Here is a 23,875-nt window from a genome sequence, read left to right as displayed (position 1 = left end):
GGTCACACAAGAATTACTGCAGGAATTATCCAATGTCTCTCATCCCCTACGGTCTGGCACGCAAAGTTTTGTTCCAGATGGACGCCGAAGCCGCCCACGAGCTCACCATGGCGGGCCTGGCCATGACCCAGGGCACCCCATTGCAGAACGCCTACGGCGCCAATCGGGTGGACGACCCCATCACGCTGGCCGGTCTGCGCTTCCCCAACCGGGTGGGCATGGCGGCCGGGCTGGACAAGAACGCACGCTGCATCGACGCCTTGGGCGCCATGGGCTTTGGCTTCGTCGAAGTCGGCACGGTGACGCCGAAGGCGCAGCCGGGCAACCCCAAGCCGCGCATGTTCCGCATTCCCGAGAAGAATGCACTCATCAACCGCCTGGGCTTCAACAACGAAGGGCTGGACGCCTTCATTGCCAACGTGAAGCGTTCGCACCTGCGTTCCAGCGGCAGCAAGGAGCTGCTGCTGGGCCTGAACATCGGCAAGAACGCCGCCACCCCGATCGAGAACGCCACCGACGACTACCTGATCTGCCTGGACGGTGTCTTCCCGCATGCCGACTACGTGACGGTGAACATCTCCAGCCCGAACACCAAGAACCTGCGCGCCTTGCAAAGCGACGAGGCCCTGGACGGCTTGTTGGGTGCCATCGCCCAGCGCCGCGCCGAGTTGGCGGACCGATACGCCACTACGGGCGCCGACGGCAAGCGCACACCGCGCCACGTGCCCATCTTCCTGAAGATCGCCCCCGATCTGGACGAGACCCAGGTGGGTGTGATCGCCGCGACGCTGCGCAAACATGGCATGGATGGCGTGGTGGCCACCAACACCACCCTGTCGCGCGACGCGGTGAAGGGCCTGCGCCACGCCGAGGAAGCTGGCGGCCTGTCAGGGGCACCGGTACTGGAAGCCAGCAACCGCGTGATCCGCCAGCTGCGCGCGGCCCTGGGCAAGGACTTCCCGATCATTGGGGTGGGCGGCGTCATGAGTGCCTCGGACGCTGTGAGCAAGATCCAGGCGGGGGCGGACGTGGTGCAGATCTACACCGGGCTGATCTACCGCGGCCCGGAGTTGGTACGCGACGCCGCACTCGCCATCAAGGGTATGAAATAAGGCTATAGCCCGCAAAAATACTGCGTGGTTAGCTACTTTTTTCGTAGCAACCAAGAAGCCTCTCGGTCACAGCTATGGCTTGCCTGCAGCTTCCGCGGGCGGCAGCGGCTTGCCCATCGGGTCAGCCAGGGCGATCTGGTAGCGCCCCTCCTGCAAGTACAGGCGCCATTGCGCCGGCCACTTCAGCAGGGCCAGCACCTCGGGTGGCTCCAGCCCAAAGGCCAGTCCCACCGGTGTGTCGGCATCGGCGCCAAAGCCAAAGCCACGCAGCTCGGTACGCAGGCTCAAAGCCACCCGGGCCTGCACCCCGTTGTTGCAGCGCAAGTAGATGTCGCGCCCCATGAACCCGGCCACAGGCATGCTGCCGGAGCAGCGCAGTGCCCCCGCTTGGCGCACGTCGCCTTCCAGCGCGACGAAGCCGGTGGCGTCGTTGTAGACATGGAGGGTGCCGGTCAGTACCTGGTCACCCACGGTGGCCACCGCCGGCGTGACACTGACAAACATGTTTTGCGCAGCGTCTGACAGGCGCGCGCAGCCACCGAGCAGGACCACGCCCGCGGCGCACACGGCGCCCATGCGCAGGTGGCGAAGGTACTTGGGGGAATCCAGCATGGCAATACGGTGGGCGTACGGTACGATGCCTGCGAGCTTAACCACGGAGACCGTCTTTGAACGCGCCAAGTAGCACTGCTTCCCCCGCCAATTCGGCCATACCGCGCGCCAGCCGCTGGCGCACCGCATTGAAAGTTCTGGCCGGCATTGCCGTCCTCCTGCTTGTCGTGGTGCTGGCGGGCCCACGCAATCAGTTCGGGTCGGAAACACCCACACCGCGCACCGCGCCACCAGCCGACCCGGCGCAACTCGACGCCTGGCTGCAGCAAGGGGAGAAGGCATTCGCCGACATGAAGCCGAGCAACGCAAAGGGCATCACCTGGGCCACCAAACCTGGGGAGCGCACACCCTGGGCCATCGTTTACCTGCATGGCTTTTCTGCCAGCCGGCTCGAAACCGCACCGTTGGCCGACGTGCTGGCCCAGGCATTGGGGGCCAACGTATTCCATGCCCGGCTCACCGGCCACGGTCTGGCCTCGGTAGAGGCCATGGGTCAGGCCAGCGTGCAGGATTGGCTGGCTGACACGGTGGAGGCCATCCAGATCGGCAAGACCCTGGGCGACAAGGTGCTGGTTCTGGGCGTTTCTACTGGCGCCACCTTGGCCACCTGGGCGGCCACCACGCCACTAGCCAAGGACATTGCGGCCATGGCCTTTGTCTCGCCCAATTTTGGCCCGAAGGACAAGCGGGCCGACATGGTGAACGGCCCCTGGGGCATGCAGATCGCCTTGGCCATGGAGGGCCCGGTGCGTGGCTGGACGCCCGAGAACGCGGCCGAAGCCAATGCCTGGAGCACGAAGCACGCCACCCGCGCGGTGTTCCCCATGATGGCCTTGGTGAAGCACGTGCGCGAGAGCAAGCTCGAAACCGTGAAGACTCCCGTGCTGATGCTCTACAGCGAAAAAGACGAGGTGGTGGACCCGCAGGAAACCAAGACCGCCTTCGCGCGTATTGGCAGCCCGGTCAAGTCGCTGCAGGCCGTGGACTACAGCACCAGTGCCAGCCAGCATGTGCTGGCCAGTGGCATCAAGGCACCAACCGCCGTAGCGCCCATGGCCGACACCATGGCCCGGTGGGTGAAATCATTGCCCTGAAGTCCGGGCACGGAAGCGCTGCTCGAATCCGGCCAGCAGCACCTCCATGGCCGTAGCAGCGTTGGCCGACGGGTCGATGTGCGGTGCCCAGGGGTCCGTCGGCCCCATGACGATGTTCAGCGACACCAGCCCATGCAGGGACTGCCAGTACATCTGTGTCATCAGGTGCACGGTCTGCACCTGATGCGCCGTTAATTCGGCGCCCTGCCCCCCGAACCCGAGGCGTTTGCGTGCAAAGGCCTCGACCAGCCCGAAGGCAAAGGCATAAGGGTCCTGTTCGGCATTGCCATGCTCCACCTGGGCCGCATCCACGGGGGCATGCGGGCGCGGCTCCATGAAGACCAGCTGGTATTCGTCGGTATGGGCCAGGCCGTAGGCTACGTAGGCCAACCCGGCGCGCTGCAATCGCTCGGCGGTGTCATCCACCCCCTGGACCGCGGTCCGCATCGCAGCGACCAGGGCCAGCAGGTCGGCGTCAAGGGCACGGGTGATCAGCGTGGCCTTGTCCTTGAAATGGGCATAGACCACCGTGGTGGAAAAGCCGGCCTGCTCGGCCACGCGGCGGATGCTCACCTCCGCAGCCCCGCCCTGGCGGATCAGGGACTTGACCACGGCCAGGATGTGCTCCTCGCGCAAACGTGCCTCGCGCGCACGCCGCTCCACCACCGTTGCCGCCATGACCTTGGGCATTGAAACCTTTGCTGCTCAGGCCGTTGCGGCCATGGGTTGCCAAAAACCGGTGATTTTCCCATGGTCCAGCACGGCAATGTCACCGAACTGCTGCAGCACGGCCTCGCTCTGGCGCGGGCGGAAGAACACCCAGTCGTCCACCGCCAGGCCCTGCAGGCCCGAGCCGACCAGCATCTGCTGGTTCGACGAGGTACCGTACAGGCCGCTGCCCGCCAGACCTGCGGGCGACACGGGTTCGGCCAGCCAGTTGCCACCGTAGATGAAGTAGGCCTGTTGCTGGTTGCGGTCCCACAGGCGCACGATGTCGCCCAGGGGCTCCACCCCCTTGGGCATGCGGAAGTGTTCGGGCGTCTTGAGCACGGGCGTCGCGATGAACACCGCCGGGCTCAGGTCATCGAGCAGCGGCGTGTCGAAGTCGGTTCCCTTGACCATCGCCGAACCGACCGACAGTTCGTTCTCGATGCCCGAGCCGTCGTACAGCCGGTAGGTGGGCGAGCCGGCCGCGTTGAACAGCGCAGCGCGTGCACCCTCCCCCAAGGCCTCCTTGGCCTGCTGGGCATAGGCAGCATAGGTGCTGCGGGCGTGGTCGATGGCGCGTTGGCGGCTTCCCGCAATGTCGGGAATCTTGCTGACATGGGCGTCGTAGCCCATCAGGCCGCGCCACTGCAGCAGCGGCTCCTCACGCAACAGCGTCAGCATCTCGGCCATGGTCTGGGCGCTGTCGATGCCGCCCCGGTGCAGTCCAACGTCGATCTCGAAGCTGACCGCCATCGGGCGTTTGATCTGGCGCGCCAGATCACGGTACTGGGCCAGGCGCTGGGGCGTATCGACCAGCCACTGCAGCTTGTCGGGAGCGGGGGGGGTTCGCACCTCGCGGTAGTAGCGCGCGGCCGCGGCCACCGGCATGGGCTTGCCCAGCAGGAAGTCGGAATCCGCGCGACTGAGCTGCAACAGCTGCGGCAGGCTGAACACCATGAGACGGTCGGTACCGGCCCCACGGCGCACCTCGTCGAGCAAGGCCAGGCTGGGAAGCGACTTGGCGACAATGCGCAAGCCCATGCGCCCACCGATGTTCTTCGTCACCTGGGCCACATTGGCCTGCAGGCGCTGCCGGTCGATCACCAGGGTGGGAGTGCCCAGCCCGGCAGCGTTCAGGGCCTGGGAAAGATCGGCAAAGTACGGTGCATGCGGTGCGCCATGCACGCCGGGGCGCAGCAAGGCAGCCCCGGCCCCCACGGCCATCAGGCCCAGGGCACTGCGACGGTTCAGAAGTTTCATTCGTGGTACTCCAGTCAAACGGGGTGGGGATTCAGGCACCCACCCCGAACACCTGGCGCAGGTGCGGGTTGAGGAAGCGGCCTTTGGGGTCCAGTTCGGCACGTAGCGCCAGGAAGTCCTTCCAGCGCGGGTACAGGGCAGCAAAGTCCACTCCGGTGTGGGCATGGAGCTTGCCCCAATGCGGGCGCCCCTGGTACTTGCGGAACACCGGGCCGATCTCGCGCACCAGGTAGTCGTACGGCTCGCCCACGGCGGCGTGGACGGCGATGGAACAGCTGTCGCGCTGGTAAAAGGGGCTCAGCCAGGCATCGTCGCCCTTGACGAAGCGAAACTCCATGGGAAAGAACACATCATTGCGCTTTTCCAGCGTCGCAATCACCTCGCGCACACAGGCCACACCGGCTTCTCGTGGCACGTGGCATTCGCTCTCGTTGAACTTGGTCGGCCGTTGGGTGGAGAGCAGCTTGAACGAGCGGTCCTGCGCTTCTTCCGTCAGGCTCGGGTCGATCATCTTCTTCGCCACCCAGCGGCGCAGATCGGGGAAGCGGCCAAACCAGTCGCGCAGCTTGCGCAGGTCGGCCAGCATCTCTTCATCAGCCGCCGGGGGGTGTACGGCCTCCGTCGCCGTGGTCCGCTCGTGCGTGATGGCTGCCGCGTAGCCGGTGAACGGCAGGTAGTAGAACTCGAAATGCGCATGGCGCTGGGCCAGATCGTAGGCCTGGTCCAGCAAGTCGTTCACGGGCAGCAGCCACACCTTGCGGCGCAGGTTGAAGGCCGGTACCACGCGCGCCTGTACTTGCGTGAGCACCCCCAGCGCTCCCAGTGAAACGCGCGCCGCCGCCAGGTACTGCGCGTTCTTGCCCGGGCCGCATTCCAGCAGCGTACCGTCGGCCAGTGCCAGTTCAGCCGACAGCACATCGGCATGCAGGGCCGGCAGCTGCGCACCCGTGCCATGGGTGGCGGTGCTGATGGCACCGGCGTAGGACTGTGCGTCGATGTCGGGCAAATTGCGCAGGGCCAGGTTCTTGGCGTCCAGCGCCCGCGAAAGTGCAGCCAGCCGGGTACCGGCCCAGAAGCGCGCGCTGGACTGCGCAGCGTCGGTCTGAATGAGGCCCGAAAGACGGTCCAGCGACACGATCACCCCCTCGGTGGGCACCAGCGCGGTGAACGAATGCCCGGCGCCAACACAGCGCACTGGCGCCTTGCTGTCGCGCAGCAACTGTTGCAGGGCGCCGAGGTCGGCCGGCACCGCCAGTTGGCTCGCCTGCGCCGTGCTGGAACCTGACCAGTTGCTCCAGGCAACCCGCGTGGCTGTAGCTGCGGCTGGGCTGGTCTGCGCGCGCACGGCTTGTGGCGCCAGGCTAGCCGCCAAGGGCGCCAAGCCCAGGGCGGCCGTCTTGAGCGCCTCGCGTCGGTTGAGGTTGTGCATGGTGTGTCTCCTGTCGGTTTACTGGCCTGCCATGAAATGGATCAGGGCCTCATAGTCGGAATCGCTGCAGTCGTTGCAGTAGCCACGGGCAGGCATGCCCTGGAAGCCGTCACGCACATGCGCCAGCAAGACGGGCATGCCCTGCTGCAAGCGCGGTTTCCAGTGCGGCGCATAGCCCGCCAGCGGCGCCTTGGCCTCCACGTGCGAGTGGCAGGTACGGCACGAGCGCTCGTAGATCGCAGCCAGCGCCGGGTCGGACGGCTGCAGCTCGGATGCCTTGGCAATCGCAGTCGCATCGGGGGGCGGTGGAGCCTTGTCGCCGCAAGCAGGCAGCAGCCCCACCATCAGCAGGCACAGGGTGCTCACCACCCCAAGGCGTAAAGATTGGCGCATCGCATGACCATAAAAATAACAGTGTTTTTTATTACAACATTGTTATTTCAATTCAGGAAGTGCTAAAGGCCTGGGGTTTTCCCTGAAACCATGGCGTCGATCAAGCCACAAAAAAACAAGGCGCTAGCAAATTGCTAGCGCCTTGCGCAGATTTTTCGCGGGCTAGAGGCCTTTTTTGGCGTGCAGCCAGCAGTATCAGAAAGTCTCCCAGCCCTCGTCTTCCCCGGCAGCCGCCTTGTGTGTGGGCTTGGCTGCAGCGATCTGGGTCGGCTTCGCTGCCGGCTTGGGCACGGACTTCGGTGCTGGCTTCGGGGGCGGGGTGTGGGCACGGGCAGCAGCCCCCTTGGGGATGGCGCTTTCGCGTCGCTCGGGGCCGGCGAAGGGCTTGGCACTGGAGTTCGGTGCACGCACCTGCATCTTGCTCGGGGCCTGGTGGCCGTCAGCCAGCTTGAACACCGCCACGGTCTGCACCAGTTCCTGCGCCTGGGATTTGAGGCTCGACGCCGCAGCAGCCATCTCTTCGACCAAGGCCGCGTTCTGCTGCGTGGTCTGGTCCATGGAGCCAATGGCCTCGCTGATCTGGCTCACGCCCAGGCTCTGTTCGTTGCTCGCCGCGCTGATCTCGCCCATGATGTCGGTGACGCGCTGGATCGAGGCCACGACTTCGGTCATGGTGCTGCCGGCCTGGTCCACCAGGGTGGTGCCGTGTTCGACCTTTTCCACACTGGCAGTGATCAGGGCCTTGATTTCCTTGGCGGCTTCGGCCGAGCGTCCGGCCAGGGCACGTACTTCGGAGGCCACCACCGCAAAGCCACGGCCCTGTTCTCCGGCACGGGCGGCTTCGACCGCAGCGTTCAGCGCCAGGATGTTGGTCTGGAAGGCGATGCCGTCAATCACCGAGATGATGTCGGCGATCTTGCGGCTGGAGTCGTTGATGTCCTTCATGGTGTCGACGACCCGGCCGACGACTTCACCGCCCTGGACGGCGACGCTCGATGCGTTGGTGGCGAGCTGGTTGGCCTGGCGGGCGGCGTCGGCGTTCTGGTTGACGGTGCCGCCAAGTTCGCTCATGGAGGCGTTGGTTTCCTCAATAGCGGCGGCCTGCTGTTCGGTGCGGGCAGAGAGGTCGTTGTTGCCTTGGGCGATTTCGGCGGAGGCCGAAGCCACACTGTTGGCACTGCTCTTGATCGATTCAACGATGTGCGCAAAACTCGTCTGCATCCTGCCCATGGTTTCCAGCAGACGAACGGACTCCTGATTGCCCTGGACCTCGATCTGTGCCGTCAGATCACCCGATGCGATCTGGTCCGACACCCGCACGGCCAATTCGATTGGGCGGGAAACATGCCCGGCAAGCCACCATCCCGCCGCCAGGAGTGCTACCGCCCCCCCCAATATACCGATGGCTACCACGATCACCGCCCGCTCCACACGTGTGCGGGTGTCCTGCGACAGGGCCTCAACCTCCTTGCTGATCGTATCGCTCAGGACCTCCATCGCGTCCTCGAGCTCCTTGAACGCATTGTTGAACGCGCCCATCTTCATTTCGGCGGACGCCACATCGGTACGGGCGGTCTGCTGGACCTTGACTGCCGCCTCCATATAGGCTTGGATCAATGGTTTTGTCTTTACCAATGCAGCGCGAACCGCGTCGGAAATCGCCATGCTCTCGATCTCGGCAATGTTGCCCTGGAATTCCTTGGAGTGCTCAGCAAGCGCCTTCTCCGCCTCAGCCATCCCTGCGTCATAGCTTTTCTGGGCATGGAGGATAGAAAGCATCACATCACCACGGATCGCATCGTGCATCATGTCTGCGCTCTGGCTCTTGCTCAGAATGAGACTGGTGTTGACCGACTCCTCGAACGCACTGCCGATACGCTTGGCATTGATCAGCCCGACACCACCGACCAACAGGCTGACCAGCACGCCGACCAACCCCAACCCTAGAATCTGCGTTCTCAATTTCATCGTCGTCCCCTATTCCAAGCATCGAAAAGAAAGCATCAGCAGCTTTTCCCAGACAGGCATGGTAGCCATAATCGCGCAGTGCCAACCCCATTGTTTCCCTAATGTCTGACACTACCCATCCCTCAACCGCCCCACAGAACCTGCGCATCCCTCTCAAGCAGCTGGGCCTGCGCGCCGGCATGGCCTTGCAGACACGCCGCCTGGTGGAAGGCACCAGCAAGAAGGAATCGCAGTACATCGGCGCGATCGAAAGCAAGGGAGTCATGGTGGGGCCGATCGGGGCCGATGCCGAGCAGACTGGCCTGACCGAAGGCGAGGTCTGTGTGGTGCGCGGCTTTACCGGCCAGTACGAGTTCTCATTTGTGAGCAAGGTGCTGCAGACGTTCGAAAAGCCATTCGTCTATACCCTGCTCGCCTACCCGACCTCCGTCGACGCCCAGCTGGTACGCCAATCGATGCGGGTGAAGATGAATTGGCCAACCCAGGTGAAACTGGCCCAGGGTGCCGTGCTTGGCGCCATGCTGGTAGACCTGAGTACCGCCGGCGCCATGCTGAACACACCAGCCCCTATCGGTGCGGTAGGAGAAGACATCGGCATAGACATGCTGCTCGACGTCGAGGGCACGGAGGTCAGCGTGCACCTGAAAGGCAGGATCTGCCATACCAACCGCATCGCTGCAGACAACACCGTGTGCTCCGGTGTGGCTTTCGTCGGCGCCACTGCGCAGGACAAGATGGCGCTGGGCTACGTGACCCAGACCCAACGCGGCGCCAACGCATAAAACACAGTCGCCAAAAACAAAAAAGGACTTGCTGTTGCAAGTCCTTTTCAAGTCACCAAACTGATCGGTTCAATTTGGTGGGCGGTGCAGGCTTCGAACCTGCGACCCCCACAGTGTGAATGTGGTGCTCTACCCCTGAGCTAACCGCCCTGAATTCGTATCAGGTAAGCCTCGCATTATATACAGATTTCGGGCCACTTTTCCGTACGGATCAGCAATTTTATGGCGCAGCGGGCAAGGGTTCGTGCTTGCGCCACACGGTTTTGCCACCCGATCCCTTGTCGATCTGCGCCAGCACGTCGTCGTGCGCGGCCAGCTCCTGCGCGTTGGCCTGCAGCACCGGCAGGTCGAAAGCGGACAGGTCGATCGCCTGCCCTCCGCCGAGCCCCGCCTCGGTGCCGCTGGCACTGGAAGGTCCGGCATCCATGAGCAGCGCGTCCTGCCCACGGGTCATGTTCACATAGACATCGGCCAGCAGCTCGGCGTCGAGCAAGGCGCCGTGGAACTTGCGCCCGGAGTTGTCCACTTCCAGGCGGGAACACAAGGCGTCCAGGCTGTTGCGCTTGCCCGGGAACATCTCCTTGGCCATGGCCAAGGAGTCCACGATACCGCTCACATGGGTGGGAAACGGGGTGCGCCCCAGACGCTTCAGCTCCGCGTTGAGAAAGCCGACGTCGAAGTCGGCGTTGTGGATGATGATCTCGGCCCCGTCCACATAGTCGAGAAACTGGTCGACCACCTCGGCAAACTTGGGCTTGTCGGCCAGGAACTCGCTCGAGAGCCCGTGGATGCGCTCGGCCTCCTCGGGCATGTCGCGCTCGGGGTTGAGGTAGATGTGCAGGTTGTTGCCGGTGAGCTTGCGCTTGACCAGCTCCACGCAACCGATTTCGACGATGCGGTCACCCGTGTTCGGGTCCAGTCCGGTGGTTTCGGTGTCGAGAAATACCTGACGCATGGGAAACCCCTTTAGTGGTTCTCTTTGGCGTGGTTGATCGAGTACTTGGGAATCTCCACCACCAGGTCGGTATTGGCGATGATGGCCTGGCAGCTCAGGCGCGAATTCGGCTCCAGGCCCCAGGCGCGGTCCAGCAGGTCTTCCTCCACCTCTTCCTGCTCGGACAGGGAATTGAAGCCCTCGCGCACCACCACGTGGCAGGTGGTGCAGGCACAGCTCATGTCACAGGCGTGCTCGATCTTGATCCCGTTTTCCAACAGGGCTTCACAGATGGTGCTGCCCACCGGCGCGCTGATGCTCGCGCCTTGTGGGCAGTATTCGGGATGGGGGAGGACGCGGATGGTGGTCATGCCAATAGGTTCGTAAAGAGAGTATTACAACGCAGCCACGTTCTTGCCGGCCAGGGCCTGGGCAATGCCGCGGTTCATGCGCAAGGCGGCAAAACCCTCAGTGGCGGCAGCCAAGGCCTTGCTGGCAGCCTCAATGGCTGCGGCATCCGAGCCCGCTTCTTGTACCTGCAGTTGGGACATGGCGGCACGGATGCGCTCCAGATCGTCGGCGTCCAGCAGGTCGCCATCGGCCGCCAGGGCGCTGTCGGTGGCCATGCGCAGGCGCTCGGCATCCACCCGGGCCTCCACCAGTGCCCGTGCCTGCATGTCGGCCTGGGCCGTGGTGAAACTCTCCTGCAGCATGCGGGCAATCTGCTCGTCGCCTAGGCCGTAGCTGGGCTTGACCGCAATGCTGGCCTCCACACCACTGCCCTGCTCCTTCGCGCTCACCTGCAGCAGCCCATCGGCATCCACCGCGAATGTGACACGGATGCGCGCCGCACCGGCTGCCATGGGCGGAATGCCGCGCAACTCGAAGCGGGCCAGGCTGCGGCAGTCGGCCACCAGGTCGCGTTCGCCCTGCACCACGTGCAAGGCCAGCGCGGTCTGGCCGTCCTTGTAGGTGGTGAAGTCCTGCGCCATGGAAATCGGGATGGTCTGGTTGCGCGGCACGATGCGCTCCACCAGCCCGCCCATGGTCTCCACGCCCAGCGACAGCGGAATCACGTCCAGCAGCAGCAAGTCGCCCGCAGCGTTGTTGCCTGCGAGCTGGTTGGCCTGGATGGCTGCGCCCAGGGCCACCACCTCGTCGGGGTTGAGGTTGACCAACGGTGGCTTGCCAAAGAACGCGCCCACGGCGGACTGCACCTGCGGCATGCGGGTGGAGCCGCCCACCATGACCACGCCCTGCACTTCGTCCTTGGACAGCTTGGCGTCACGCAAGGCGCGGCGCACCGCGGTCATGGTGCGGTCCGTGAGCGCACGGGTGGCCTCTTCAAACTGGCTGCGTTGCACCTCAAAATGCACTTCAGCCCCCGTCAGTACTGCGTGAAACGCTACTTTTTCCGTAGCAGAAAGTGCTTCCTTGGCCGCGCGGGCGGCGCGCTTGAGCGCGGCCTTGTCGGCGGGCCCCTGTACCTGGGCACCGGTCTGCTGCACCACCCAGTCGGCCAGCGCTTCGTCATAGTCATCTCCACCGAGCGCGGAGTCCCCGCCGGTGGCCAGCACCTGGAACACGCCCTGGCTCAGGCGCAGGATGGAGATGTCGAAGGTGCCACCGCCGAGGTCGTAGACGGCGTAAACGCCCTCACTGGCGTTGTCCAGCCCGTAGGCGATGGCAGCCGCGGTGGGTTCGTTGATGAGGCGCAGCACCTTGAGCCCGGCCAGTTCGGCCGCGTCCTTGGTGGCCTGGCGCTGGGCGTCGTCGAAATAGGCTGGCACGGTGATCACCGCGCCGAACAGGTCGTCGTTGAAGGTGTCTTCGGCCTGGTAGCGCAGCGTGGCCAGGATGTCCGCACTGACCTCCACCGGCGACTTTTCGCCCGCCACGGTATCGATACCCAACATGCCCGGGTGGTCCACGAAACGGTAAGGCAGTTTGTCGGCGTGCGCGACGTCGCGCAGCGAGCGCCCCATGAAACGCTTGACCGAAGCAATGGTGTTCTGCGGGTCCAGTACCTGCTGCTCCTGCGCCTTGCGCCCAATCACCCTTCCACCGCCTTCAAGGTAGCGCACCACGGAAGGAACGATGACATGGCCTTCGGCATCGGGCAGGCATTCGGCCACGCCGTGGCGCACCGAAGCGACCAGCGAATGGGTGGTGCCCAGGTCAATGCCCACGGCAATGCGCCGCTGGTGCGGGTTGGGCGACTGGCCGGGTTCGGAAATCTGCAGTAGAGCCATGGAACTTGTTACTCGTAGCGCTCGAACACGGCATCCATGTCCAGCAAAAACTTCTCGACAAACATCAGACCACGCACGACTTGCGCAGCACTTGCATAGTCCTGGCGCTCATCGATCAGTGTCTGCAGCTGCGCGATTTGGGATTGGTGAAACGCCCGCACCTCGTCGTGCAACGCTTCCACCGCCTCCAGCGAATCCGCCTCTTCCAAGGCCTCGCGCCACTCCATCTGCTGCATCAGGAAGGCGGCCGGCATGGCCGTATTGGTATGGGCAGCGATGGGGTGCCCACCCAGTTCGCACAGCAAGGCGGCCCGCTTGACCGGGTCCTTCAGGCGCTGATGGGCCTCGTTGATGCGTACCGACCACTGCATGGCCAGGCGTTGGGCACTGGCACCTTCGGAAACAAAGCGGTCGGGGTGGGCCTGGCGCTGCAGGTCTTTCCAACTGGCGTCAATGCGCGCCGCATCCTGCTGGAAGCTGCGTTGCAGGCCAAACAGCGTGAAATCGTCAGACTGCAGGTTCACACGCGGAAAGACTCACCGCAACCGCACTTGTCGCGCTCGTTGGGGTTGTTGAAGCGAAAGCCTTCGTTGAGCCCTTCGCGCACGAAGTCGAGCTGGGTGCCATCCAGGTAGGCCAAGCTCTTCGGGTCCACCAGCACCTTGACGCCATGCCCCTCGAACACCAGGTCTTCGGCCGCAATCTCGTCCACGTATTCCAATTGGTAGGCCAAGCCCGAGCAGCCGGTGGTCTTGACGCCCAGGCGCACGCCCACGCCCTTGCCACGCTTGGTGAGGTAGCGGTTGACATGCCGTGCGGCAGCTTCGGTCAGGGTGATAGCCATAAGGGTTCAGGAATCCAGGGAAAGAGACGCGGCCCCGTGGGGCCGTGCTGGCGCAATCAGGCGGTGACGTGCTTCTTCTTGTAGTCGTCCACGGCGGCCTTGATGGCGTCTTCGGCCAGGATGGAGCAATGGATTTTGACAGGGGGCAGCGCCAATTCCTCGGCGATCTGGCTGTTTTTGAGAGCCGCCGCCTCATCGAGCGTCTTGCCCTTGACCCATTCGGTCACCAGCGAGCTCGACGCAATGGCGGAGCCGCAGCCATAGGTCTTGAAGCGTGCGTCTTCAATCACGCCGGTCTGCGGATTCACCTTGATCTGCAGCTTCATCACGTCGCCGCAGGCGGGTGCACCGACCATGCCGGTGCCTACCGACTCGTCGCCCTTGTCAAAGGAGCCGACGTTGCGGGGGTTTTCATAGTGGTCAACGACTTTTTCAGAATAGGCCATGGTGATTACCTCTTCAATGCAATTTCAAACCGGGTGCGTCAGTGCGCAGCCCACTGGATGGTCGACAGGTCGATACCTTCCTTGTACATGTCCCACAAGGGGCTCAGCTCACGCAGACGCGCCACGTTCTTGGTGATGGTCTCGATGGCGTAGTCGATATCAGCTTCGGTGGTCCAGCGGCCGATGGTGATGCGCAGGCTGCTGTGGGCAAGTTCGTCACTGCGACCCAGGGCGCGCAACACGTAGCTGGGTTCCAGGCTGGCGGAGGTACAGGCGGAGCCGCTCGACACCGCGAGGCCCTTAATGCCCATGATCAGCGACTCGCCTTCCACGTAGTTGAAGCTGATGTTCAGGTTGTGCGGCACGCGCTTTTCCAGGTGGCCGTTGATGAACACCTGCTCGATGCCCTGCAGGCCCTTGAGCAGGCGATCGTGCAGTTTCTGGATGCGGGCGTTCTCCACCGCCATCTCTTCCTTGGCGATGCGGTAGGCCTCGCCCATGCCCACGATCTGGTGCGTGGGCAGGGTGCCGCTGCGCATGCCGCGCTCGTGGCCACCGCCGTGCATCTGGGCTTCCAGGCGCACGCGCGGCTTGCGGCGCACAAACAGCGCGCCGATGCCCTTGGGGCCATAGGTCTTGTGCGAAGTCAGGCTCATCAGGTCCACGGGCAGTTTGCTCACGTCGAACGCGACCCGGCCCGTAGCCTGGGCAGCGTCCACATGGAACAGCACACCCTTTTCGCGGCAGATGGCACCAATGGCTGCGATGTCCTGGATGACACCGATCTCGTTGTTCACGAACATCACGCTGGCCAGGATGGTGTCGGGGCGAATGGCGGCCTTGAAGGCATCCAGGTTCACCAGACCGTCTTCCTGCACGTCCAGGTAGGTCACCTCGAAGCCCTGGCGCTCCAGTTCGCGGCAGGTGTCGAGCACCGCCTTGTGCTCGGTCTTGACGGTAATGAGGTGCTTGCCCTTGCTCTGGTAGAAGTGCGCCGCACCCTTGAGCGCGAGGTTGTTCGACTCCGTCGCACCCGAGGTCCAGACGATTTCGCGCGGGTCGGCACCAATGAGGGCTGCCACCTGCTCGCGCGCCTTCTCCACGGCCGCCTCGGCTTCCCAGCCCCAGGCATGGCTGCGGGACGCCGGGTTGCCGAAATGGTTGCGCAGCCACGGCACCATGGCGTCCACCACGCGCTCGTCGCACGGGTTGGTGGCGCTGTAGTCCATGTAGATGGGGAAATGTGGCGTTTCGCTCATAGAAAACCTGACTATCGAATCAATGAAACTGGAGCCGGTCGCTCAAGACTTGACCAACGTGCCGCCTAACGCAAACACCGAGTTGGGTGTGTTGGCACGCACAATCTTGTTGACCGGCATGGCGGTAATGGCGCGCTTGAGGCTGGGCTTGTCTTCCACTTCCAACCCCTTGGCCAGCTGGTCTTCCACCAGCTTCTGCAGGGTGACGGAGTCAAGGAACTCGACCATGCGGGCATTGAGCGAAGTCCACAGATCGTGCGTCATGCAGCGCTCGCCCACGCCCTGGCAGTTTTCCTTGCCGCCGCAGTGGGTAGCGTCCAGCGGCTCGTCGACCGAGGTGATGATCTGCGCAACTGTGATGTCCTTGGCAGCACGGGCCAGCGTATACCCGCCGCCGGGACCACGGGTGGACTCCACCAGTTCGTTGCGGCGCAGCTTGCCGAACAGCTGTTCCAGGTAGGACAGGGAGATTTGCTGGCGCTGGCTGATGGCCGCGAGCGTGACGGGGCCGCTCTCTTGGCGCAGCCCCAGATCGATCATGGCGGTAACGGCAAAACGGCCTTTGGTGGTGAGTCGCATACAATGTACTCCTTGACGGCAAGTCGTTAGTTGACTAACGCAGTCAAGTATAGCACAAACCCGAGGAATTTACTCGGGTTTATTTTTGCCCGCGTTTTTGGCCGCTAGCCCGCGCAGCCATTGCGCAAGCAGCTACCAATTCGCTAGCAAGCTCAGGGCTTTCCTGGCACCAGCGCCACCACGTTGTCGTGGCCCGGCCCACCAAAAGCCTGCTCCTTCAGGATCGCCAGCTGGTCGCGCACCCGAGCCGCCTGCTCGAATTCGAGGTTGCGGGCATGCTCCATCATGAGCTTTTCCAGGCGCTTGATCTCGCGTGCCACATCCTTCTCGCTGAGCTCCTGCGCTGCGGCCCGCTGCTGCGCCGCGCGCTCCAGCTTCTCGATCTCCTTGCCCGCGGCTTCGCTGTAGACGCCGTCAATCAGGTCACGCACCTGCTTCACCACGCCACGCGGGGTAATGCCATGGGCCAGGTTGTGCGCCACCTGCTTGGTGCGGCGGCGCTCGGTCTCCTTCATGGCGCGGTCCATGGAGTCGGTCACGCGGTCGGCATACAAGATGGCCTTGCCGTTCAGGTTGCGCGCAGCGCGGCCAATGGTCTGAATCAGTGAACGCTCGGAACGCAGGAAACCTTCCTTGTCCGCGTCCAGAATCGCCACCAGCGACACCTCAGGTATGTCCAGGCCTTCGCGCAGCAGGTTGATGCCCACCAGCACGTCAAAGGCGCCCAGGCGCAGGTCGCGGATGATTTCCACCCGTTCCACCGTATCCACGTCGCTGTGCAGGTAGCGCACCTTCACGCCGTTCTCGGTCAGGTACTCGGTCAGCTGCTCGGCCATCTTCTTGGTCAGCGTGGTGATGAGCACGCGCTCGCCCGCTTCCACCCGCAGGCGGATTTCCTGCAGCACATCGTCCACCTGACTCGATGCCGGGCGCACCTCCACCACCGGGTCCACCAGGCCGGTGGGGCGCACCACCTGCTCCACCACCTTGCCCGCATGGTCCAGCTCCCACTGGGCCGGTGTGGCCGAGACGAAGATGGCTTGACGCATCTTCTTCTCGAACTCCTCGAACTTGAGCGGGCGGTTGTCCAGCGCGCTGGGCAGGCGAAAGCCGTACTCCACCAGCGTGGTCTTGCGCGAGCGATCGCCGTTGTACATGCCGCCAAACTGGCCGATGAGCACGTGGCTCTCGTCCATGAACATGACCGAGTCCTTGGGCAGGTAGTCGGTCAGTGTGGCCGGTGGTTCACCCGGTGCCGCACCCGACAAATGGCGCGTGTAGTTCTCAATGCCCTTGCAGTGCCCCACTTCGCTGAGCATTTCCAGGTCAAACCGCGTACGCTGCTCCAGCCGCTGCGCCTCCACCAGCTTGCCATTCGCCACGAGCTCCTTGAGGCGATCCGCCAGCTCGACCTTGATGGTTTCCACCGCCGCCAGCACCTGCTCGCGCGGGGTCACGTAGTGGCTGCTGGGGTACACGGTAAAGCGCGGAATCTTCTGCCGCACCCGACCGGTGAGCGGGTCGAACAGCTGCAGGGTCTCGATCTCGTCGTCGAACAGCTCGATGCGCACCGCCATTTCGCTGTGCTCGGCCGGAAAGATGTCGATGGTGTCGCCGCGCACGCGGAAGGCGCCGCGCGAAAAGTCCATGTCGTTGCGCTGGTACTGCATGCGCACCAGCTGGGCGATCACGTCGCGCTGCCCCATCTTGTCCCCAACGCGCAGCGTCATCACCATCTGGTGGTAACTCTCGGGCTGGCCGATGCCGTAGATGGCCGACACCGTGGCCACGATGACCACGTCGCGCCGCTCCAGGATGCTCTTGGTGCAGCTCAAGCGCATCTGCTCGATGTGCTCGTTGATGGCGCTGTCCTTCTCGATGAACAGGTCGCGCTGCGGCACGTAGGCCTCGGGCTGGTAGTAGTCGTAGTAGCTCACAAAGTACTCGACTGCGTTCTTGGGGAAGAACTCGCGAAACTCGCTATAGAGCTGCGCAGCCAGCGTCTTGTTGGGCGCGTAGACGATGGCCGGTCGCCCCAGACGGGCGATCACGTTGGCCATGGTGAAGGTCTTGCCCGAGCCCGTCACTCCAAGCAATATCTGGTAGACCTCGCCATCATTCACCCCTTCCACCAATTGGTCGATGGCCTCCGGTTGGTCACCCGCCGGGGGATAGGGCTGGTACAGCTCGAAGGGGGAGCCTTCGAAGCGGACAAAGGTTCCACCCGCAGGTGCTGGAGACTCTTCAAGAACAGGCGCGGGAATGGACGACATGGATGGACGCGTGGGCAAAGGAGTGATTTTCATACAGTTCCCCGCCGCGCCTCGGCGAACACCTTGCCCGCGTGTCGGGTTTGGCCACCGGCACTATGCTGCGCCCTGCAACCACTGCCAGGAGCCCTGCCATGTCTGACCGCACCATCCGCCTGCACCGCGTGCTGCGCACCACCCCCGACAAGCTGTACCGCGCCTTTGTGGAACCCATGGCCATGGCCAAGTGGTTGCCGCCCCACGGGTTCACCTGCCGGGTCGAGCACATGGAAGCCAAGGTGGGCGGCACCTTCCGCATGTCCTTCCACAACTTCGGTACCGGCCACAGCCATTCGTTTGGCGGTGAGTACCACGAGCTGGTACCTGGCCAGCGCATCCGCTACACCGACCACTTTGACGACCCGGCCCTGCCCGGTGTCATGGAAGTCACGGTCGACCTGAAGGCGGTGGTCTGCGGCACCGAAATCAGCATCGCGCAAAGCGGCGTTCCCGACGCCATACCGCTTGAAAGCTGCTATCTGGGCTGGCAGGAATCGCTACAGCAATTGGCGGCACTGGTCGAGCCCGACATACCAGGCTAAACAATGCATGACCTGGATCAAGAACTGAATTTCAGTGCATTGAAATCCATTCGAATGCACCAAATGCGCACCAAACACCCTACAAGCACCCCATAACGCCCACCGCGTGCATGCCGCGGGCCGAATAATCGGCTGCATCCCCACCACACCGGATGCACCGCATGACCCCCACGCCCTACGAACAGAATTTCGGTACCGCCTACCAGCAATCCCTGGTGACCCTGGGCGAGGCCATGCGCGGCATCATCCGCCACTTCGGGGCCGACACGGTCTATGGCGTGGGCGGCGACTTTGCCGCCAACCTGATTGCTGCGCTGGACCAGGGTGGCCTGACCGTTTCCCCGTCCAGCAATGAAATGCACGCGGGCTTTTGCGCCTGTGCGCAGGCCGAAGTGCAAGGCATGGGCTTTTGCCTGACCACCTACACCGTGGGCTCGCTGCCCTGCTCCACCGCCGCCGCGCTGGCCAAGACCGAGGGCCTGCCGGTGGTGTTCATCTCGGGCGCACCGGGTGAAGACGAGGTGCACCAGACCAGCATCCACCACATGGTGCAACCCGGTGACAGCTGGCGCACCGAATACGACGCCGCGCTGCGCTCGTTTGCCGCCCTGGGGCTCCGCGCCGAGCGGCTGCAGGGGGACCGTTCCCGCGGCCAGCCCAACATCTCGGCCTACCGCTTCTTCGAACTGGTCAAGCACGCCTGGCTGCACCGTGAGCCGGTGTTCATCGAGGTGCCGCGCAACCTGGTCTTCGCCCTCACCCAGCCGCTGAGCCTGCCGCCCATGGACCAGCTGCAGAGCGACGAGATTCCCTTTGCCGGGCTGCAGGCCGTGCTCGACAACATCGTGGCCAAGTTCAAGGCAGCCAAGCACCCGCTGGTGTATTTCGGTGTGCAGGTGCGCCGCAACCCGCAGCTGACCCAGCTGATGGTGGATTTCTGCCGCCGCTTTCGCATCCCCTACGCCAGCCATTGGTTTGCCAAGGGCGCCGTGGACGAGACCGACCCGCTGTGCCTGGGCGGCTACAACGGTGCCTTCAGCGCGCCCGAGCTGCGCGCCTATATCGAAACCCGGGTGGACTACGTGCTGGACCTGGGCACCAGCATCATCCCGCAGGACACGGCCAGCGCGTTCCAGACCGGCACCCATTTCATTGCCGACTTCCCGAACAAGACCGTGCTCAAGTCCACCGTGCCGCGCGAGAAGGAGCTGGTGCGCATCCTGCAAGGCCTGCTCCAGGCCGACCTGCCGCAGTACGCCTACACCGCCCCGCAGCGCAGCACGCCCCCGCTGGCACCGGACGCCAAGATGGACTTCCATGTGCTCACCGATGTGATCAACCGGCTGCAGTCCGCACAGGACTTCGGCACCGTGTTCGTGCCCGAGGTGGGCAACTCCTTCTTCGCCAGCTTCGGCCTGGCACCGAAGGCCACGCAACTGGGCGTGAACTGGCTGGCCAACCCCTGGTACGCCGCCATGGGCACCGCCCTGCCCTACGCCCGCATTGCGACCGAGACCGTGCGTGACGCAGGCCACAGCGACCGCGTGGTGCTCATCACGGGCGACGGCGGCTTCCACTTCCAGCTCAACGAACTCATCCACGTGCAAAAGCAAGGCTTGCCACTGACCATCGTCTACATGCGCAACGACGTGTTCCACCTGGGCAAGAGCGGCAACGGCCCGATCTACCACTGCTCCACCAGCGGCTTCGACGTGCACAAGCTGGTGCAGGCCTACGGCGGCGAGGCGCGGCGCTGCGAGACCATTGGCGATTTCAGCACCTATTACCGCGAATGCCTGGCCGCGAACAGCGGCATCCGCCTCATCGAAGTGCCGTGCTCGCTGGAGCCCGAATACCAGTGCCGCGAGATCGCGCTGCTCAACCTCTACATCCAGTCCCGCAACGGCAATGCCGAGGCGCGGCAGCGCTGGGAAGCGGTCAAGCAGGGCCAAACCAAGGGTTAAATCAGGCTCAAGCCCTCGTAATTACTGCGTAGGTCGCTACTACATCAGTAGCAACCGATAACAGGCATTCTGACAGACTAGTGATCCTGGGACGCCCCAGTACTGCAGCTTCGGTTGTTGCTGCTCTTATCACTTGCCCATTGCACCCACAGTGAGTCGGCGATAGGAATACGCGGCTCAATCTCCCGAATTTTGTCCGAAAACGCTGTCACGAGAGCTTGAGGAATTCGCCTTTCCGGCACCGCATTTTCATCATGGCGCCACGCCGCTTCAGCCATTTCGGCAAAGGCAAAAATGGCCTTTGCCAGACAATCGACATTACTGTTTAGCATGCGGTAATCAGTTCCACTTTCGGAAAACAGATACACACCTGAATCATTCGGAATCAGTACGATGGCCTCCTCGTGTTGCGCCGCCCCCAGCACATATGCCTGCGGCGCACACAAAACGGAGGCTTGCCAGCCCTTCCAGTCGGCTGCCCAAGGCCACTCCGGTAGAGGTGGCAAATAGATGCCCCCAAAAGGACCGAAATACAAATGCGGTGCGCAAAAGTCCGGAAGCCCCTCTTGCTGCAGATAGTCGCGATTAACCTGAGTCAGCGCCTTTTGCCCGAGCGAGTCAACGGGAAACGCTTCCGCTACCAAGTCGAACCGACTCCAATTCAAGATGCGCCGCCTTTCAAAATCGATCAGGGAAACACCTGAACTGGTTTCTTGAAGTAGTACTTGCTATTGGGGTCGTCGTCAACACGCCAAACACCAAGCTGCTCAGCTTCAAAAACAAGATTCCATTTGGCCAGCCGTTCTCCGTCTGCCGTTTTTCCCACCAATGACACTTCCACGCTCTTGCGTACACCATGCACCGTCCAATGAACGGTCATGCTGTCGGGTATCCGCATCGGTGCATTCCACAAAGATCCACTTCCAACTGCTGTCTTATCAGCAAACTTGATTTCACGCTCACCATAGCTCACTGCTATGTCGTACACAGGTTCTGTGCCTTTGACTTCGATGTGAATGCCGTGCTCCACGACTGCAGTGCTTGCGCACCCCGCCAGTAACCCCAAAGCGCAAACGAACGCAACACCCCAGCGAAACCAGCGGTGTGAAAAATCGGTACTTAGCACTGCAAGCAGCATGGTGGGGGCGGCAAAGACAAAACGCGATGGTAGTGCCTTGCCCCACTGCGCGGGCGCGTTACTGCCACAGAGGCCGCACTACCCGTGCTTTTTTCTGCTTTTTTTGTGCCGCAGCCCTCGCAGTTAAAGCGCAGGCAGCTACTAATTCAGTAGCAACTGCAAACCCCTCACGGTCCGCTGGGCTCGGCGGCTTCGCAGCGCGCCAGGAAGTCGCCCACGCACAGCAGCTGCGAGGGCACGTTCAGGGCGGGGGCGTGGCCGCAGTCGGGCACTTCCACCACCGTCAGCCGCCCGGCGGTGCCGGGGCCGCGGGTGCGCATGTGGGCCACGGTTTCCGGCAGCACCAGGTCAGAGTCGGCACCGCGCAGGCACAGCACCGGCACCTGCACCTGGTCGTAGTGGTCCCAGATCAGGTAGTCGTTCGGGTGGGCGATGAACTGCTGCACCATGGCCGGGTCGTAGTGCGGGGTCACGCGGCCGTCGGGCAGGCGGCGCACCGAGGTTTCGGTCAGTCGACGCCACTGGGCGTCGCTCAACCAGCCGTACGGGGCGTAGACCTGGCGGAAGAATGCTTCCAGCTCGCGCACGGTGGCAAAGGCCGGCGGCTGGCCCGCATAGGCGCGGATGCGCGCGATGGCGGCATCCGCCAGCTGCGGCGCGTTGTCGTTGAGCACCAGGCTGCGGATGCGGCCCTTCAGGCTGGGCTCGAACAATCCGGCGGCCGCCACGGTACCGATGGCCCCGCCCATGGAGGTGCCGACCCAATGCGCCTGGGTGATGCCCAGCTGGTCGAACAGCTCGCGCGCCAGGCAGGCATAGAAACGCAGGCAGTATTCCTCCTGCGGGCTTACGCTCCACTGGCTCAGGCCCCGGCCCAGCGTGTCGGGGCAGATGACGCGGTAACCGCGCCCGGCCAGGTAATCGGCCAGCTCGTCCATGTCGCGCCCCGTGCGGGCCAGCCCGTGCCAGGCAATGACGACGGGGGCTTCCGGGTGCCCCCACTCGGTGTAGTGCAGCTCATAGCCCACACAAGTAGCGTAGGCCGAGCGGTACGGGGCCAGGTTGGTGGTGACAGCGATCATGCTCAAGCTCCCTTCGCCGCGGTACGCAGCCGCCCCACCACCCCGGTGGGAAAGTAATACACCGACAACACAAACAGCAGGCCCAGCCAGAGCAGCCAGCGGTCGGGCGACAGCAAGGCCGCCAGCCACGGCAGGCCCGCGGTGGCTTCGCTGGCAATGCGCAGCAGGTCCTGCAGGTAGCTCTGGGCAATGAGGAAGAGCACCGCGCCGACGATGGCGCCGTAGAGCGTGCCCATGCCGCCAATGACGACGATGAGCAGCACGTCCATCATGATCTCGAACGAGAGCGAGGTATCGGGCCCGTTGTAGCGCAGCCAGAGCGCCAGCATGGCCCCGGCCAGCGTGGCAAACAGGGCCGAGAGGATGCTGGACACGGTGCGGTACACCACTACGCGGTAGCCAATGGCCTCGGCGCGGAACTCGTTTTCGCGAATGGCCTGCAGCACCCGGCCGAAGGGCGAGTTCACGATGCGTAAGAGCGCCAGAAACAGCACCGTCGCCAGGACGAACAGCACGTAATACGACAGCAGACGGCCATCGAGCGTGACGCCAAGGAATGGCTCCTCGCTGAATTCGTAGCTGGGCGACAGGATGGCGGGCACCTTGAAGCTCAGGCCATCCTCCCCGCCCGTGAACTCGTGCAGCTGCGAGGCCAGCGTAAGGAAGGCCGAGGCCACCGCCAGCGTGATCATGGCGAAGAAGATGGCGCGCACCCGCAGTGAAAACAGGCCGATGAGCCAGGCCAGCAGCAGCGAGAGCACCAGCGACGCGCCTACCCCCACAGCCAGCGCCTCCCAGGTGGCGCCCAGGCGCGTGGTGGCAATGGCAATGCCATAGGCCCCGATGCCGAAGAACATGGTGTGCGCAAAGCTCACGATGCCGGTGTAGCCCAAGAGCAGGTCGAACGAGGCCACCAGCACGATAAACACCAGCACCTTGGCCGCCACGTTGAGCGCCTTGACGCCGGGGAACACAAAGGGCGTAAACGCCAGGCCCAGCACCAGCACGGCCAGCAAAATGGCGAGCCAGCGGCTGCGCGGCAGGTCATTGGAAAGAATGCGGTTCAGCATAACGTTTGATCCATCAAAATGCAGCGCCACACAGGCAGGCGCAACGGTCCGGAGTGCCGTGGAACCGGCTTTGCCGGGCCACTGGCATTGCCCCCTGC

24 protein-coding genes and 1 tRNA gene are annotated in these 23,875 nt (G+C 63.7%); 5 read left to right on the top strand and 20 right to left on the bottom strand.

What is annotated here, in order from left to right; all coding sequences use genetic code 11:
• The first annotated feature begins 32 nt into the window (after positions 1–32).
• Positions 33–1,112 (top strand): quinone-dependent dihydroorotate dehydrogenase, encoded by a 1,080-nt coding sequence (locus RQP54_RS11460; protein WP_315678429.1) that lies wholly within the window; start codon positions 33–35, stop codon positions 1,110–1,112.
• A gap of 72 nt (positions 1,113–1,184) precedes the next feature.
• Here RQP54_RS11460 and RQP54_RS11455 read toward each other — a convergent pair whose 3' ends face one another.
• Positions 1,185–1,769, bottom strand: a complete 585-nt coding sequence (locus tag RQP54_RS11455) for a hypothetical protein (protein WP_315678428.1) — start codon at positions 1,767–1,769, stop codon at positions 1,185–1,187.
• An 11-nt stretch (positions 1,770–1,780) separates the two neighbouring features.
• Here RQP54_RS11455 and RQP54_RS11450 point away from each other — a divergent pair, with 11 nt between their 5' ends.
• Positions 1,781–2,818, top strand: a complete 1,038-nt coding sequence (locus RQP54_RS11450; RefSeq protein ID WP_315678427.1) for an alpha/beta hydrolase — start codon at positions 1,781–1,783, stop codon at positions 2,816–2,818.
• On the opposite strand, the gene RQP54_RS11445 is transcribed toward RQP54_RS11450, so the two are convergent.
• From RQP54_RS11445 to RQP54_RS11425, 5 genes are all read right to left on the bottom strand, one after another.
• Complete coding sequence (locus RQP54_RS11445; protein WP_315678426.1) at positions 2,807–3,508, bottom strand: TetR/AcrR family transcriptional regulator; 702 nt, start codon at positions 3,506–3,508, stop codon at positions 2,807–2,809. The genes RQP54_RS11450 and RQP54_RS11445 overlap by 12 nt on opposite strands.
• Before the next feature lie 15 nt (positions 3,509–3,523).
• Positions 3,524–4,786, bottom strand: a complete 1,263-nt coding sequence (locus tag RQP54_RS11440; RefSeq protein WP_315678425.1) for an alanine racemase — start codon at positions 4,784–4,786, stop codon at positions 3,524–3,526.
• A gap of 31 nt (positions 4,787–4,817) precedes the next feature.
• Entirely contained in the window at positions 4,818–6,215 is a 1,398-nt protein-coding gene (locus tag RQP54_RS11435) for a D-arabinono-1,4-lactone oxidase (protein WP_315678423.1), read from the bottom strand.
• An 18-nt stretch (positions 6,216–6,233) separates the two neighbouring features.
• Positions 6,234–6,608 (bottom strand): c-type cytochrome, encoded by a 375-nt coding sequence (locus RQP54_RS11430; protein ID WP_315678422.1) that lies wholly within the window; start codon positions 6,606–6,608, stop codon positions 6,234–6,236.
• Between the two features lie 195 nt (positions 6,609–6,803).
• On the bottom strand, positions 6,804–8,576 hold the full coding sequence (locus RQP54_RS11425; RefSeq protein WP_315678421.1) for a methyl-accepting chemotaxis protein: 1,773 nt from the start codon (positions 8,574–8,576) through the stop codon (positions 6,804–6,806).
• A gap of 101 nt (positions 8,577–8,677) precedes the next feature.
• Here RQP54_RS11425 and RQP54_RS11420 point away from each other — a divergent pair, with 101 nt between their 5' ends.
• Positions 8,678–9,358, top strand: a complete 681-nt coding sequence (locus RQP54_RS11420; protein ID WP_315678419.1) for a PilZ domain-containing protein — start codon at positions 8,678–8,680, stop codon at positions 9,356–9,358.
• 75 nt (positions 9,359–9,433) lie between these two features.
• Here the strand turns inward: RQP54_RS11420 and RQP54_RS11415 are convergent.
• The 10 genes from RQP54_RS11415 to uvrB form a co-directional block, all read right to left on the bottom strand.
• Positions 9,434–9,508, bottom strand: a tRNA-Val gene (locus RQP54_RS11415).
• 70 nt (positions 9,509–9,578) lie between these two features.
• Positions 9,579–10,313 carry a DNA polymerase III subunit epsilon gene (gene dnaQ, locus RQP54_RS11410; RefSeq protein WP_315678418.1) on the bottom strand — a complete coding sequence of 245 codons (735 nt, stop codon included), beginning with the start codon at positions 10,311–10,313 and terminating at the stop codon, positions 9,579–9,581.
• Between the two features lie 11 nt (positions 10,314–10,324).
• Positions 10,325–10,663, bottom strand: a complete 339-nt coding sequence (gene fdx, locus RQP54_RS11405; protein ID WP_315678416.1) for an ISC system 2Fe-2S type ferredoxin — start codon at positions 10,661–10,663, stop codon at positions 10,325–10,327.
• Positions 10,664–10,687: 24 nt separating this feature from the next.
• Positions 10,688–12,544, bottom strand: coding sequence for a Fe-S protein assembly chaperone HscA (gene hscA, locus RQP54_RS11400; protein ID WP_315678415.1), 1,857 nt, complete (start codon positions 12,542–12,544; stop codon positions 10,688–10,690).
• Positions 12,545–12,552: 8 nt separating this feature from the next.
• On the bottom strand, positions 12,553–13,068 hold the full coding sequence (gene hscB / locus RQP54_RS11395) for a Fe-S protein assembly co-chaperone HscB (RefSeq protein WP_315678413.1): 516 nt from the start codon (positions 13,066–13,068) through the stop codon (positions 12,553–12,555).
• Entirely contained in the window at positions 13,065–13,388 is a 324-nt protein-coding gene (iscA, locus tag RQP54_RS11390) for an iron-sulfur cluster assembly protein IscA (RefSeq protein ID WP_315678411.1), read from the bottom strand. Before iscA ends, hscB begins: the two co-directional genes overlap by 4 nt.
• Before the next feature lie 56 nt (positions 13,389–13,444).
• Entirely contained in the window at positions 13,445–13,834 is a 390-nt protein-coding gene (gene iscU / locus RQP54_RS11385) for a Fe-S cluster assembly scaffold IscU (RefSeq protein ID WP_315678410.1), read from the bottom strand.
• Between the two features lie 38 nt (positions 13,835–13,872).
• On the bottom strand, positions 13,873–15,093 hold the full coding sequence (locus RQP54_RS11380; protein ID WP_315678409.1) for an IscS subfamily cysteine desulfurase: 1,221 nt from the start codon (positions 15,091–15,093) through the stop codon (positions 13,873–13,875).
• A gap of 42 nt (positions 15,094–15,135) precedes the next feature.
• Positions 15,136–15,672, bottom strand: coding sequence for a Fe-S cluster assembly transcriptional regulator IscR (gene iscR, locus RQP54_RS11375; RefSeq protein WP_315678408.1), 537 nt, complete (start codon positions 15,670–15,672; stop codon positions 15,136–15,138).
• 152 nt (positions 15,673–15,824) lie between these two features.
• Positions 15,825–17,945 (bottom strand): excinuclease ABC subunit UvrB, encoded by a 2,121-nt coding sequence (gene uvrB, locus RQP54_RS11370; protein ID WP_315678824.1) that lies wholly within the window; start codon positions 17,943–17,945, stop codon positions 15,825–15,827.
• Positions 17,946–18,076: 131 nt separating this feature from the next.
• Here uvrB and RQP54_RS11365 point away from each other — a divergent pair, with 131 nt between their 5' ends.
• Both RQP54_RS11365 and RQP54_RS11360 read left to right on the top strand, forming a co-directional pair.
• Positions 18,077–18,523 carry an SRPBCC family protein gene (locus tag RQP54_RS11365; protein WP_315678407.1) on the top strand — a complete coding sequence of 149 codons (447 nt, stop codon included), beginning with the start codon at positions 18,077–18,079 and terminating at the stop codon, positions 18,521–18,523.
• 161 nt (positions 18,524–18,684) lie between these two features.
• Entirely contained in the window at positions 18,685–20,487 is a 1,803-nt protein-coding gene (locus RQP54_RS11360) for a thiamine pyrophosphate-dependent enzyme (RefSeq protein WP_315678406.1), read from the top strand.
• Positions 20,488–20,564: 77 nt separating this feature from the next.
• Here RQP54_RS11360 and RQP54_RS11355 read toward each other — a convergent pair whose 3' ends face one another.
• The 4 genes from RQP54_RS11355 to RQP54_RS11340 form a co-directional block, all read right to left on the bottom strand.
• Positions 20,565–21,131, bottom strand: coding sequence for an SUKH-4 family immunity protein (locus RQP54_RS11355; protein WP_315678405.1), 567 nt, complete (start codon positions 21,129–21,131; stop codon positions 20,565–20,567).
• A 44-nt stretch (positions 21,132–21,175) separates the two neighbouring features.
• A complete protein-coding gene (locus RQP54_RS11350) occupies positions 21,176–21,625 on the bottom strand; it encodes a hypothetical protein (protein WP_315678404.1) in 450 nt (149 codons plus the stop codon).
• 167 nt (positions 21,626–21,792) lie between these two features.
• Complete coding sequence (locus tag RQP54_RS11345; RefSeq protein ID WP_315678403.1) at positions 21,793–22,707, bottom strand: alpha/beta hydrolase; 915 nt, start codon at positions 22,705–22,707, stop codon at positions 21,793–21,795.
• 2 nt (positions 22,708–22,709) lie between these two features.
• Positions 22,710–23,777: a branched-chain amino acid ABC transporter permease gene (locus tag RQP54_RS11340; protein WP_315678402.1), complete on the bottom strand. Its 1,068-nt coding sequence runs from the start codon at positions 23,775–23,777 to the stop codon at positions 22,710–22,712.
• Positions 23,778–23,875 lie beyond the last annotated feature (98 nt).

The organism is Curvibacter sp. APW13 (genome assembly GCF_032337135.1).
GTDB lineage: Bacteria > Pseudomonadota > Gammaproteobacteria > Burkholderiales > Burkholderiaceae_C > Allorhodoferax.
This window is presented reverse-complemented; position numbering and strand designations above follow the sequence as displayed.

Coding starts and splice junctions, on each gene's coding strand:
- dnaQ (WP_315678418.1), bottom strand. CDS start 10,313: ATGCGTCAGGTATTTCTCGACACCGAAACCACCGGACTGGACCCGAAC.
- RQP54_RS11435 (WP_315678423.1), bottom strand. CDS start 6,215: ATGCACAACCTCAACCGACGCGAGGCGCTCAAGACGGCCGCCCTGGGC.
- RQP54_RS11420 (WP_315678419.1), top strand. CDS start 8,678: ATGTCTGACACTACCCATCCCTCAACCGCCCCACAGAACCTGCGCATC.
- uvrB (WP_315678824.1), bottom strand. CDS start 17,945: ATGTCGTCCATTCCCGCGCCTGTTCTTGAAGAGTCTCCAGCACCTGCG.
- fdx (WP_315678416.1), bottom strand. CDS start 10,663: ATGACCACCATCCGCGTCCTCCCCCATCCCGAATACTGCCCACAAGGC.
- RQP54_RS11350 (WP_315678404.1), bottom strand. CDS start 21,625: ATGCTGCTTGCAGTGCTAAGTACCGATTTTTCACACCGCTGGTTTCGC.
- RQP54_RS11430 (WP_315678422.1), bottom strand. CDS start 6,608: ATGCGCCAATCTTTACGCCTTGGGGTGGTGAGCACCCTGTGCCTGCTG.
- RQP54_RS11460 (WP_315678429.1), top strand. CDS start 33: ATGTCTCTCATCCCCTACGGTCTGGCACGCAAAGTTTTGTTCCAGATG.
- RQP54_RS11425 (WP_315678421.1), bottom strand. CDS start 8,576: ATGAAATTGAGAACGCAGATTCTAGGGTTGGGGTTGGTCGGCGTGCTG.
- iscA (WP_315678411.1), bottom strand. CDS start 13,388: ATGGCTATCACCCTGACCGAAGCTGCCGCACGGCATGTCAACCGCTAC.
- RQP54_RS11345 (WP_315678403.1), bottom strand. CDS start 22,707: ATGATCGCTGTCACCACCAACCTGGCCCCGTACCGCTCGGCCTACGCT.
- RQP54_RS11365 (WP_315678407.1), top strand. CDS start 18,077: ATGTCTGACCGCACCATCCGCCTGCACCGCGTGCTGCGCACCACCCCC.
- RQP54_RS11380 (WP_315678409.1), bottom strand. CDS start 15,093: ATGAGCGAAACGCCACATTTCCCCATCTACATGGACTACAGCGCCACC.
- iscU (WP_315678410.1), bottom strand. CDS start 13,834: ATGGCCTATTCTGAAAAAGTCGTTGACCACTATGAAAACCCCCGCAAC.
- RQP54_RS11360 (WP_315678406.1), top strand. CDS start 18,685: ATGACCCCCACGCCCTACGAACAGAATTTCGGTACCGCCTACCAGCAA.
- iscR (WP_315678408.1), bottom strand. CDS start 15,672: ATGCGACTCACCACCAAAGGCCGTTTTGCCGTTACCGCCATGATCGAT.
- RQP54_RS11440 (WP_315678425.1), bottom strand. CDS start 4,786: ATGAAACTTCTGAACCGTCGCAGTGCCCTGGGCCTGATGGCCGTGGGG.
- RQP54_RS11340 (WP_315678402.1), bottom strand. CDS start 23,777: ATGCTGAACCGCATTCTTTCCAATGACCTGCCGCGCAGCCGCTGGCTC.
- hscA (WP_315678415.1), bottom strand. CDS start 12,544: ATGGCTCTACTGCAGATTTCCGAACCCGGCCAGTCGCCCAACCCGCAC.
- RQP54_RS11445 (WP_315678426.1), bottom strand. CDS start 3,508: ATGCCCAAGGTCATGGCGGCAACGGTGGTGGAGCGGCGTGCGCGCGAG.